The following is a 12234-nucleotide window of genomic DNA, read 5'->3' as shown; positions in this document are numbered from 1 at the left end:
CCGTGTCGGTGCGGCGCGCCGTCGCACCCCATGACTACGGTGGGAGCACTATGGCGACCCGGACCCCTTCTTCGCGGGCGACGCAGGGTTCGGCCGGGAAGCCGCGCCCTGTGGCGTCGAGCCGGTCGGGTGCTGCCGCCCCTCGCAGCGCGGCAACGCCGCGTGGCGCTGTCGTACGGTCACAGGGGGCGGCGACCCGGTCGCGCGCCGGCACGGCGCGGCCGAGCGCGAGCCGGTCCCCGGCCAAGCGTCCGGCCACCACCCGCGGCCGCGGCAAGGCGCCCACGTCGCCCTGGCCGGTCCGGGCGGTCCGCGCCGTCTGGCTGGGTATCGCGCACGGCGTCGGGGGCACCGTCCGCACGATCTTCCGAGGAGCGAGAGAACTGGAACCCGAGCACCGCCGCGACGGAGTCGCCTTCTTCCTCGTCGCCCTGGCCCTGGTGGTCGCGGCGAGGGAATGGTGGGGCATCCGTGGCGCCTTCGGCACCGCGATCCACGCGGTCGTCACCGGCACGGTCGGCGCGGCCGGCGTCGCCGTGCCCCTGCTGCTGCTGTGGCTGGGCGTGCGCGTGATGCGGCACCCCGAGCGTGCGCAGTCGAACTCACGCGTCGGGATCGGCGTGACGCTGCTGGTCGTGAGCGTGTGCGCGCTCGTGGCGATCTCCGAGGGAAGTCCCAGCCCGCGCGACGGGTTCGCCGCCGTGCAGAACGCCGGCGGGATCATCGGCTACCTCGTCGCGACGCCCGTGCTCGCAGGCGTCACCACCGAGTGGGTGGCCGTGCCGCTCTTCCTGCTACTCGGGTTCTTCGCTCTCCTGGTCATCACCGCGACGCCGGTGCACCGCATCCCCGAGCGCCTGCGCAGCGTGTACGACCACCTCACGGGCAACCACCGGGCCCACCCCGCGGACGGCGACACCCTCCAGCTCGCCGACGGCGTCCTGGCTCACGACGGCACCGACGAGCCCGCGAAGCGCCGTCGCAAGACGCGCGCCGAGCGTGCCGCGGAGAAGCACGGCGTCGAGGTGCCCGACGGCGGGTTCGTCGGCGACGAGGCGTTCGAGACGGCCGCCCTGCTCGAGAAGGGCCCGGGAGCGGCGAAGCCCCGCAAGGGTGGCAAGGACGCCCCCAACCCGGCGACCGAGATCATCACGGTGGTCGCAGGGATCGACGTCGTCCCGGACGCCGCATCCGTGCCCGCGCGCGAGACGACGCCGAAGCCCGCCCCGGCCCCGATCGGCCGTCCCGTGCAGCCCATGCTCGAGGGCGACACCGTCTACGTGATGCCCGACGAGGAGCTGCTGGTCAAGGGCGCCCCCCACAAGACCCGTTCGGCAGCCAACGACCGCGTGGTCGAGGCCCTGACCGGCGTGTTCGAGCAGTTCGAGGTCGACGCCAAGGTCACGGGCTTCACGCGTGGCCCGACGGTCACGCGCTACGAGGTCGAGGTCGGTCAGAAGGTCAAGGTCGAGCGCATCACGTCGCTCTCCAACAACATCGCGTACGCCGTCGCGAGCGCCGACGTCCGGATCCTCGCGCCCATCCCGGGCAAGTCCGCGATCGGCATCGAGATCCCGAACGCCGACCGCGAGATCGTGGTGCTGGGCGACGTGCTGCGCTCCGGAGCGGCCCGCCGCACGGAGCACCCGATGGTCGTCGGCATCGGCAAGGACGTCGAGGGCGGGTACGTCGTCGCGAACCTCGCGAAGATGCCGCACATCCTCGTCGCGGGCGCCACGGGCGCCGGCAAGTCGAGCTTCATCAACTCGATGATCGTGTCGATCATGATGCGCGCCACCCCCGAGCAGGTGCGCATGGTCCTGGTGGACCCCAAGCGCGTCGAGCTGACGATCTACGAGGGCATCCCGCACCTCATCACGCCCATCATCACCAGCCCGAAGAAGGCGGCCGAGGCCCTCGAGTGGGTGGTGCGGGAGATGGATGCGCGCTACGACGACCTCGCGGCGTTCGGCTACAAGCACATCGACGACTTCAACGCCGCCGTGCGCGCCGGCAAGGTCAAGCCGCTGCCGGGCTCCGAGCGCAAGATCGCCATGTACCCGTACCTGCTCGTGGTGGTCGACGAGCTCGCCGACCTGATGATGGTGGCCCCGCGCGACGTCGAGGCGTCGATCCAGCGCATCACCCAGCTCGCGCGCGCCGCCGGCATCCACCTGGTGCTGGCCACGCAGCGCCCGTCGGTCGACGTGGTCACGGGCCTCATCAAGGCCAACGTGCCGTCGCGGCTGGCGTTCGCGACATCGTCGCTCGCCGACTCGCGCGTGGTGCTCGACCAGCCCGGTGCGGAGAAGCTCATCGGCCAGGGCGACGCGCTGTTCCTGCCCATGGGCGCCGCCAAGCCCATGCGTGTGCAGGGCGCCTGGGTCGCGGAGAGCGAGGTGCACGCCGTCGTCGAGCACGTCAAGGCGCAGCTCAAGCCCGTGTACCGCGTCGACGTGACCGCACCGGCCGGCGCGAAGAAGCAGATCGACGACGACATCGGCGACGACCTCGACGTGCTGCTCCAGGCGGCCGAGCTCGTGGTCACCACCCAGTTCGGCTCGACGTCGATGCTGCAGCGCAAGCTGCGCGTCGGCTTCGCCAAGGCGGGCCGGCTCATGGACCTGCTGGAGTCGCGCGAGATCGTCGGCCCCTCCGAGGGGTCCAAGGCCCGCGACGTGCTGGTCCAGCCCGACGACCTGCCGGCGGCGCTGGCGCTTCTCCGCGGCGAGCCGCCGCAGCTCTTCGACCAGGACGAGCGGCCGGGCGGCGACGCCGCCGACCCGTACGCCGAGGGCGTGGACGGCCACCGCCCGCCGGTGGCCACGGACTACCACGACGACGCGGACACCGACCCGGAGACCGGCTGGCGCTGAGCCGGCCCGGGCTCCGGTCCTGTCGGCCCCATCGTTCAGTCGGGCCCGTCGTTCAGCCGGCCCGGCGCACGACGACGGCCTGCGGGCCTGTGGGCACCGGGGGAGTCGTCCGCTCGGGCGCCTGGGGCCCCACGACGTCGCGCACAAGCTTTTCGCGCTCGCTCAGCTCCGCGGGGGAAAGCGTGCCGCCCTCCGGGTGGGCGAGCGCGTCGGCGATGACGCGCACCCGGTGCCCGGCCTCGCGGTCGACCGTGATGCCGGTCCACTCGACGCCCGTGACCCGTGCCGGCTCGTCGGGCTGCGCCTCGACCGTCGCGGTCAGCAGCACCCCGTTCGACGACGCGGGGCTGCAGCAGGCGGCGCTCTGGTTCGACACCATGTTGCCGAGGCCGTACGCGACCCACATGCCCGCGCCTCCCGGCCCGCCGTCGAGCTTGACGACCGGCTGCGGGACGTGCGCGTGGTGGCCCAGCACGAGGTCGACGACGCCGGACGCGGCCAGCGCCTGCGTGACGGCCAGCTGCTCCTCCGTGGGGTCGGCGCGGTACTCGACGCCGTCGTGCAGGCTCACGACGACGAGGTCGGCGCCGGCCGCGCGCGCCGCCGTCGCCCGGGCGACGGTCGCGTCCACGTCGACGAGCTGGACCGCCCAGGGTGCGCTCGCCGGGAGCGTGAACCCGTTGAGCCCGTACGCCATGGAGAGCTGCGCGACGGTCAGCGTCCGGTCCGCCCGCTCGAGCCGGTAGAGCTGGGGGGCGTCCGCCTCGGCCTGGCTGCGGGCGGTGCCCACGTGACCAAGGCCCGCGGCGTCGAACGCGTCGAGGGTCGCGCCGATCCCCGCGACCGCGCGGTCGATGGAGTGGTTGGACGCCGTCGAGCACCCGTCCCAGCCCTGCTCGGCCAGGTCGGTCACGATCTGCGCCGGCACGCCGAAGACGGGGTAGGTCGTCACCTCCTCGCCAGGAGGTGCGACGGGCGTCTCGAAGTGGCAGAGCGCGAGGTCGGCGCCCTGGACCCAGGCGTCGAGCCCGGACAGCACCTGCGAGTAGTCGGTGACGCCGTCGTGCGTGGCGGACCGCGTCACCGCATCGTGCAGCAGGACGTCCCCGGCGGCGACGATCGTGAAGACGGCGGGCTGCGGGGAAGGTGGCGGCGACGCCGGTGCGCCGGCCGTCGGGTCCGGTGCGGGCTCCGCGACCGCTGCCCCGAGGGTGCGCGAGACCACCTGGGTGGTCACGACGCCGGCGATCGATGCAGCGGCGAGGGCAGTGGCGACGAGCCGCAGGACGAGCCGGCGGTGGATGCGCCCGGAGTCGCGGTGGTGCCGGTTCACGGCCGGCCGCCGGGCGTGGAGGCCGCGATGTGCATCGTCGAAACCTAGGGCATCGCGTCGCCCCGCCGAGCGCCCCATGACGCGGACGGCATCTCGCCTCGTGTGCAGCAACTAGGCTGGACCGGTGGTCGACGCAGCCCCTTCCCCGTGGAACGCCGCCAACCTGGTGACGATGGCACGCATCGCGCTCGTGCCGATCTTCGCGTGGGCGCTGCTCGCCGAAGGCGGGCACACCGTCGAGTGGCGCCTCGTCGCGACCGGTGTGTTCCTGGTCGCCGCGGCGAGCGACCGTCTCGACGGCTACCTCGCCCGCAGCCGCAACCTGGTCACTGACCTGGGCAAACTCCTCGATCCGATCGCCGACAAGGCGCTCGTGGGGGTCGCGCTCGTGCTCCTGTGGGTGCCGCTGGGCGAGCTGCCGTGGTGGGTCCCCGTCGTCATCCTGGTGCGCGAGCTGGGCGTCACGGTCATGCGCCTGTCCCTGCGGCGGACCGTCGTCATCCCCGCATCGAGGGGCGGAAAGCTCAAGACGGTGCTCCAGATCGCGGCCATCACACTCTTCCTCCTGCCGCTCGACCACCTGCCCGATTTCATCCGGGTGATTGCGTGGGTCGTGATGCTGGCGGCCATCGTGGTGACCGTCGTGACGGGCGTGGACTATGCCAGGACGGGCTTGCGCGTGCGCCGCGACGCCCGCCGCAACCCCGCCACCAGGACCCCGACCGCGTGACCCGGAACCGGTGACCACTCCCGCCGAGGTCCTCGCCGCCGTCGCGGCCCGTGGCTGGACGGTCGCCGCCGCGGAGTCCCTCACGGGCGGCCTCCTCGTCGCCGCCCTCGTCGAGGTCCCCGGAGCGTCGGCCGTGCTGCGCGGCGGCGTGGTCGCGTACGCCACCGACCTCAAGGCGTCGCTCCTCGGCGTCGACGCCGCCCTGCTCGCCGAGCGCGGCGCCGTCGACCCCGACGTCGCGGCGGCCATGGCCTCCGGCGTCCGCATCGTCGCGAGGGCCGACGTCGGCCTCGCGACGACGGGCGTCGCGGGACCCGAACCGCAGGACGGCAAGGCGCCCGGCCTCGCGTACGTCGCCGTCGCGACGCCCGAGCGCACGAGCGTCCGCCGGCTGGACCTCGAGGGCGACAGGCCCGCAGTCCGGGCCGGCACGGTCGACGCCGTCATGACCCTCGCGGTGGAGGTGCTCACTCCTGGCAGGTGAATCCGGGTCACGATTCGGTGTCCCGGTTGCCACACGGTCGGCGCGCGTGGGAGGTTCGAACCATGGTCAACCGTGACGGGCGTCACATCGTCGGCGCGGCAGGGAACAAGGGTCTGGGGGACGGCGTTGGAGAGGGCGTGATCAGCACCAGACCCACAGGGCGGCTCGGCATGCGCCAGACCCGGCCCGAGCCGGTGGGCGCAGGGTACGGTAGGTCGACTTCCGGTCACGGGGACCGGACGGGGAACGAGAGGGGGCGCGAGATGGTCGTTCTTCGACGTGAGATCGGCGACGTGCTGCGCGACGCGCGGCAGCGCCAGGGGCGCACCCTTCGTGAGGTGTCCTCGGCCGCCCGCGTCTCGCTCGGTTACCTGAGCGAGGTCGAGCGCGGGCAGAAGGAAGCGTCGTCGGAGCTGCTCGCCTCGATCTGCGAGGCGCTGGACCTTCCGATGTCGCTCGTGCTGCGCGAAGTCAGCGACCGCATCGCGATCGCCGAAGGCTTCGCCATCCCCGACACCATTCCCGCGGACTTCGTGGCGGGCCTCCTGGCCCGCGGCGGCGACTGGCGCGGTGGTGTCGACGCGGAGCTGACCCCGGTCGGCTGACCCGCACCCACCACAGACGGCCGATTCGGGCGGTCCCCCACCACCGGGGGGACCGCCCGAATCGCTTTTCCGGGGTTCACTCCGGAGCGCGTTGGCAGGTCGGGCACCAGTAGACGACCCGTTCCATCGCGCCCTGGTCCGGCCGAGAGTCCGGGCCCGTCGTCGAACCCAGGGCGATCGGCGTCCCGCAGCGGACGCACGGCCGGTGGTGCCGGCCGTGGACTCGCCGCTCGACCGCACGCATGCCGGACCGGCGAGCCACCGTGACGCTGTGGGACACCAGGCGCGACGCCGTGCTCAGCAGCGCGCGCCGGCGATCGTCGTCGAGCGCCCCCACCGGGGACCACGGCCACAGGCGCTCGGCGAAGAGCGACTCCGCCATCCAGATCGTGCCGAGGCCGGCGACCGTCCGCTGGTCCAGGAGGGCTGCGCACAGCGTGCGGTCCGGGTCGACGGCGAGGCGGCGCGCGCCCTCGGCGGCGCCGGGGCCGTCCACGAAGTCGCTCGCGAGCACGTCGGGGCCGAGGTGCCCGAGCAAAGAGCGCTCGTCGCGCGTGCGCAGCAGGTCCAGCATGCCCAGGTGCCAGCCGAGACAGGTCCACGCGTCGGTCGCGAGCACGGCGCGCACGGCCGGGGAACGGCCCGCAGCCTCCCGGGAACCGGTCCGTTGCACCTGCCAGTAGCCCTCCATGCGCAGGTGCGCGTGCAGCGTGCGGCCGTCGTCGAACCGGAGCAGGAGGTGCTTGCCGTACGCGACCGACTCGCGCACCGTCCGGCCCACGAGGTCGGCGCCGGCGACCGTGGGCCAGCGCAGGTCGGCGCGCACGAGCGGCTTGCCGGCGAGCGCCGCCCCGAGCCGCTCGGCCGTCAGCCGCAGCACGTCCCCCTCGGGCACGGGTTCAGCCGCCCGCGACCCGCAGGCCGCGCGGGGTCACGGCGAACCCCGCGTCGAGAAGTGCCCCGGCCGCGGGCGTCCGCTCGCGGGCCGCGCCGAGCGCGGCGGCGCCGTCGACCCGCTGGACGAGGATGCGCCCGAGCCTGCCCGCGCGCGCCGCCTCGGCGAGCGCACGGGCGGCCGCGCCGAGGCGCCGCCCGGCGCCGGGCCCGGCAGGCGCGAACGACAGCACGGTGCGCCCGCCGCGCTCCACGTAGAGCACGAGGTCGCCGTCGACCAGGACGACGACGGCACCCGCCTTGCGCCCGGGGCGGTGCGTGGACGCCCCGTCCTCGGGCGCGGTTCCGGGCGGCCACGCCAGCGCCGCGCCGTACGGGTTCGCGGGGTCGGTCGCGGCGAGCAGCAGGGCGCCCGGCGCGCGCGACCCGCTGGCGCCGGGCCCCGCCGGCGCCGAGCCGGCCGTGTCGTCGTCGGCCTCGTGCGCGCGCGCCCGGTCCGCCGCGTCCGTGCGCAGCTGGTCGACCGCGCCCGGCAGCGCGAACTGCGACCCGCCCAGCCCTTCCACGAAGTAGCCGCGCCGCACCGCGCCGCGCTCCTCGAGCTCCCGGAGCACGCGGTAGACGTCGCGGAACGCCCGCGACGCCCCCTCCGACGGCGCGACCGCGCGCGTGAGCACGCCGTGCCGCTCGAGCAGCACCTGCGTGAGCGCGTGCGCGCGCAGCGTCGGGTCCTGCTCGACCGCCGGCAGCGCCGACCAGCGCCCGCCACCGGTCCGCACCGCGGCCGCCGGCGACGCCGTCGGCCGCCCGAGCGTGCCGAACCGCGCGTGCCGCACAGGCCGTGCCCGGGCGGGCGCGCGCGGCGCCCGGTGCGCCCCGCCGGCACCGGTGCCGACTGCCTCGCGCAGCGGCCCCAGCCCGTCGTTGGTGACCCAGCCCGCCCAGACGAGATCCCAGAGCGCCTCGAGGGTCGCCGACGTCGAGGCGTCCGCGAGCTCCGCGAGGCGCGGGAGGAAGTACCCGCCCGACCCGGTGAGCAGGTCGAGCACCGCGCGGTGCAGGTCGGTGTCGAGCGGGCCGCCCTCGAGCGGGTCCGGCGGCCGGAGCGTGAGCGGGGCGCCGTCGGCGAGGTGCAGCGACACCATGCCGTCGCCGCCGCCCGAGCCGGGCAGCCGCGCGTGGCCGCACCACAGCACCTCGCCGGCCGTGGTGAGCTCGTCCAGCAGCGCGGGGGAGTAGTCGGGGACGCGCTCCGGCAGCACGAGCGTCTCCAGGGCGCTCGCCGGTACCGCGGCCCCGGCGAGCTGCTCGACCGCGCGCAGCACACCGTCGATCCCGCGCGCCGCCGAGCGCGAGCCCACCTGCTGCCACCGCGGCAGGAACACGCCCAGCGCCTGCGGCTCGACCGGCTCGACCTCGGCCCGCAGCGCGGCGAGCGACCGGCGGCGCAGGGTGCGCAGAACGTCCGGGTCGCACCACTCGTCGCCCGTGCCGCCCAGCGACGACGGCCGCAGCGCCCCGCGCACCACCGTGCCCGCCGCCTCGAGCCGCGCCAGCGCGTGCAGCACGACGGCGATGCCCAGCCCGAACCGGGCGGCGACGTCGGGGGCCGGGACCGGCCCGTGCGTGCGGATGTGGCGGCGCACCAGGTCGCCGAGCGGGTCGGGGACCAGCGCGGTGTATGCCTCAGGAACGCCCACGGGCAGCGCGACACCGAGCGCGTCGCGCAGGCGCCCGGCGTCCTGCGCCACGGCCCACTGCTCGGCGCCCGCGAAGCGCACGCGGAGCACGCGCCGGTCGCGCTCGAGCCCCTCGAGCCACCCGGCGACCTGCGGGCGGGAGTCCGGCCGGGTGCGCGCCTCGAGCGCTCCGAGCGGGTGCGGCCCGGTGCGGCGGAGCACGTCCCACAGCGCCTCGGCGTCCTTGGCCTGCCGGTCGGGGGCGAGCGCCTGCAGCTCGGCCTCCGTCCGCTCCACGGCGGCCGGGTCGAGCAGGTCCGCGATCGCCGTCGCGCCCTGGTCCCCGAGCAGCTCGGCCAGCAGGTCGGGGTCGAGCGAGAGCGCCGCGGCCCGCCGCTCCGCGAGGGGAGCGTCGCCGTCGTAGAGGAACTGCGCGGTATAGCCGAACAGGAGCGACTGGGCGAACGGCGACGGGCTCTGCGTGGTCACCTCGACGATCCGCACCCGCCCGGCGCCGACGTCGGTCATGAGCCCCGCCAGCGCGGCGACGTCGAAGTCGTCCTGGAGACACTCGCGGGCCGCCTCGAGCGTGATCGGGAAGTCGGGGAACTGCGCCGCGACCTGCAGCAGCTGCGCCGCGCGCTGGCGCTGCTGCCACAGCGGCTGGCGGCGGTCGGGGCGACGGCGCGGCAGCAGCAGGGCACGCGCGGCGGCCTCGCGGAACCGCGCGGCGAACAGCACCGACGAGCCGAGCTCGTCGCGCACCGAGCGCACGACGTCGTCGGGGTCCACGAGCAGGTCCTCCGCGGTGACGAGCGGCGCGTCGCCGGCCCCGGCCGCGTGGTGGTCGCCGTCGGCCCAGGCCGGTGGCTCGCCCAGGTCCCAGCCCGCCCCCGCGTCGGGCAGGCGCAGGACGATGCCGTCGTCGGAGTGCATCGCGGCGACGTCGAGGCCGTACCGCTCGCGCAGCCGCCCGGCGAGGATCAGCGACCACGGCGCGTGCACGCGCGCGCCGAACGGGGAGTGGACCACGACGCGCCAGTCGCCGAGCTCGTCGCGGAAGCGCTCGACGACGATGGTGCGGTCGTCGGGGACGCGGCCCGTCGCAGTGCGCTGGTCGATGAGGTACGCGGCGAGGTTGTCGGCGGCCCAGGCGTCGAGGCCGGCCTCGCGCAGACGGGCGCGCCCCGTGGCGTCGTCGTCGGCGAGCAGCGCGTCGGTGGTGCGGACGAACGCGCCCATCGCGCGGCCCAGCTCGACGGGGCGGCCCTGGGAGTCGCCCTTCCAGAACGGTAGGCGGCCCGGCACGCCGGGGGCGGGGGAGACGAGCACGCGGTCGGGCGTGATGTCCTCGATGCGCCACGTCGAGGAGCCGAGGGTGAACGTGTCGCCCACGCGCGACTCGTAGACCATCTCCTCGTCGAGCTCGCCGACGCGCTTGCCGCCGCGCTGGCCGTCCGCGGCGTCGCCCGAGGCCAGGAAGACCCCGTACAGCCCGCGGTCGGGTATGGTGCCGCCGCTCGTCGCGGCCAGGCGCAGCGCGCCCGGGCGGGCGGAGAGCCTGCCGGTCGCGCGGTCCCAGACGATGCGGGCGCGCAGCTCGGCGAAGTCCTCGCTGGGGTAGCGGCCCGCGAGCATGTCGAGCACCGCGTGCCACGTCGCCTGACCGAGGTGGGCGTACGGGTGGGCGCGGCGGACGGTCGCGAGCAGCTCGTCGGCGTCCCAGTCGTCGGTCGCGAGCGCGGCCACCACCTGCTGGGCGAGCACGTCGAGCGGTGTCGCGGGCACGTGCAGCGGCTCGATCTCGCCGTCGCGCATGCGCTGCGCCACGACCGCGGAGGGCACCAGGTCGCCGCGGTGCGTCGGGAAGACGACGCCGTGCGACACCGCCCCCACCTGGTGCCCGGCGCGGCCGATGCGCTGCAGCGCGCTGGCGACCGACGGCGGCGCGCCGACCTGGACCACGAGGTCGACCGCGCCCATGTCGATGCCGAGCTCGAGCGAGCTCGTCGCGACGACGGCGGGCAGACGGCCCTCCTTGAGCTCGGACTCGGTGCGAGTGCGCTCGGCGCGGCTCATCGAGCCGTGGTGCGCGCGCGCCAGGATCTCGGCGCCCGCGGCCAGCGCAGCGGACGTGCCGGACTGGCCGGGGGCCTGGGCGGCCCAGACTCCCCCCGGGTCCTCGACCGCCTCGCCCAGCCGCTGGGCCCACAGCTCGTTCATGCGGCTCGTGAGGCGCTCGGCGCCACGGCGCGAGTTGGTGAAGACCAGCGTGGAGTGGTGGGCCGCGACCAGGTCGACGACGCGCTCCTCGACGTGCGGCCACACGGACGCCCTGCGCAGGGGAGACGACGCGTCGCCCGTGAGGTCGGGGACGCCGGGAACGCCGTCGCCCGACGGACCGGGTGCGTCGTCGGCCCCGGCACCCACTGCGTCCAGGTCCGCGAGGTCCGGCACGGGTACGACGACCTCGATGTCCCACTCCTTGGTGGCGGGCGGCTGCACGACGACGACCTCGCGCCCGCCCTCGGCAGGGGAGCGGTGCCCGCCGAGGAACGCCGCGACCTCGTCGACCGGCCGGACGGTCGCCGACAGGCCCACGCGCTGGGGCGGCCGGCTGCCCGCGCCGACGAGCAGCTCGTCCAGCCGCTCGAGGCTGACGGCAAGGTGGGCGCCACGCTTGGTGCCGGCGACGGCGTGGATCTCGTCGAGGATCACGGTCTCGACCCCGAGCAGGCCCGCACGCGCCTGGGAGGTGAGCACGAGGAAGAGGGACTCCGGCGTGGTGACGAGGACGTCCGGTGGGCGGGTCGCGAAGGCGCGGCGCTCCGAGGCGGGCGTGTCCCCCGTGCGCATGCCGACGTCGATCTCGGGCGTCTCCAGCCCGCCGCGCGCGGCCGCCTGGCGGATGCCCGCCAAGGGCGAGCGGAGGTTGCGCTGCACGTCCGCGGCGAGCGCCTTGAGCGGGGAGACGTACAGGACGCGGCAGCGGCGGGCGCGCTCCGGGACCGGCTCGTGGTGCAGGCGGTCGATCGCCCAGAGGAACGCCGCGAGCGTCTTGCCCGAGCCCGTGGGGGCGACGACGAGCGCATGCCGTCCCAGGCCGATCGCCTCCCACGCGCCGGCCTGCGCCGCCGTCGGGCCCTCGAACGCGCCCGCGAACCATGCGCGGGTCGCGGGGCCGAACTGGTCGAGAGGGGACGTCACGCGCCCATTCTGACCCGGGCCACCGACAGTCGCCGAGCCTCGCTTGACGCGGGTGGCACCCTGGGCGGGTGCGTCTGCGGGAGTTCTGGCAGCTGGTCGACGAGGTCTTCGGCCCCGGGTACGGGCGCGCCCTCGCGCGCGAGCAGGTGCTGGCCGCCCTCGGCGACCGCACCCCCGTCGAGGCGCTCGAGGCAGGGCTGCAGCCTCGCGACGTGTGGCACGCGCTGTGCGATGCGCTCGACGTCCCCGAGGTGGAGCGCTGGGGCAAGGACGCCGACCGGAAGGCGCCGCCGCGCAGCCGGTGATCCGCGGGTGCTGACACGCCGGCGTGTCCGTCACACTCGAACAGATGTTCGGCTAGAGTCGATCCACAGGCACGGATTCCGGAACCTTGTCGACAGGCAGGGGCCGGAGAAGGCGTCCGTG

Annotated in this window: 8 protein-coding genes; 5 read left to right on the top strand and 3 right to left on the bottom strand. The window is 75.3% G+C overall.

What is annotated here, in order from left to right; translation table 11 throughout:
• Nucleotides 1–50 precede the first annotated feature (50 nt).
• A complete protein-coding gene (locus tag ACO4JP_RS13165) occupies nt 51–2876 on the top strand; it encodes a DNA translocase FtsK 4TM domain-containing protein (RefSeq protein WP_425954385.1) in 2826 nt (941 codons plus the stop codon).
• A 52-nt stretch (nt 2877–2928) separates the two neighbouring features.
• Here the strand turns inward: ACO4JP_RS13165 and ACO4JP_RS13160 are convergent, their stop codons facing one another.
• On the bottom strand, nt 2929–4209 hold the full coding sequence (locus tag ACO4JP_RS13160; protein ID WP_425954383.1) for a CapA family protein: 1281 nt from the start codon (nt 4207–4209) through the stop codon (nt 2929–2931).
• A 124-nt stretch (nt 4210–4333) separates the two neighbouring features.
• On the opposite strand from ACO4JP_RS13160, the gene pgsA reads away from it, so the two are divergent.
• From pgsA to ACO4JP_RS13145, 3 genes are all read left to right on the top strand, one after another.
• Entirely contained in the window at nt 4334–4939 is a 606-nt protein-coding gene (pgsA, locus tag ACO4JP_RS13155) for a CDP-diacylglycerol--glycerol-3-phosphate 3-phosphatidyltransferase (RefSeq protein ID WP_425954381.1), read from the top strand.
• 10 nt (nt 4940–4949) lie between these two features.
• A complete protein-coding gene (locus tag ACO4JP_RS13150; protein WP_425954379.1) occupies nt 4950–5423 on the top strand; it encodes a CinA family protein in 474 nt (157 codons plus the stop codon).
• A 263-nt stretch (nt 5424–5686) separates the two neighbouring features.
• Entirely contained in the window at nt 5687–6028 is a 342-nt protein-coding gene (locus ACO4JP_RS13145) for a helix-turn-helix domain-containing protein (RefSeq protein WP_425957112.1), read from the top strand.
• 76 nt (nt 6029–6104) lie between these two features.
• On the opposite strand, the gene ACO4JP_RS13140 is transcribed toward ACO4JP_RS13145, so the two are convergent.
• On the bottom strand, nt 6105–6923 hold the full coding sequence (locus ACO4JP_RS13140; protein WP_425954377.1) for a DNA-formamidopyrimidine glycosylase family protein: 819 nt from the start codon (nt 6921–6923) through the stop codon (nt 6105–6107).
• A 4-nt stretch (nt 6924–6927) separates the two neighbouring features.
• Nucleotides 6928–11808 carry an ATP-dependent helicase gene (locus tag ACO4JP_RS13135; protein ID WP_425954375.1) on the bottom strand — a complete coding sequence of 1627 codons (4881 nt, stop codon included), beginning with the start codon at nt 11806–11808 and terminating at the stop codon, nt 6928–6930.
• 68 nt (nt 11809–11876) lie between these two features.
• Here ACO4JP_RS13135 and ACO4JP_RS13130 point away from each other — a divergent pair, with 68 nt between their 5' ends.
• Nucleotides 11877–12113, top strand: a complete 237-nt coding sequence (locus ACO4JP_RS13130; RefSeq protein WP_425954373.1) for a DUF3046 domain-containing protein — start codon at nt 11877–11879, stop codon at nt 12111–12113.
• The last annotated feature ends 121 nt before the right edge of the window (nt 12114–12234 follow it).

It is taken from the genome of Xylanimonas sp. McL0601, assembly GCF_049852175.1.
Lineage (GTDB): Bacteria > Actinomycetota > Actinomycetes > Actinomycetales > Cellulomonadaceae > Xylanimonas.
The sequence above is the reverse complement of the archived record's forward strand: the minus strand, read 5'-3'. Positions and strand labels throughout refer to the sequence as shown.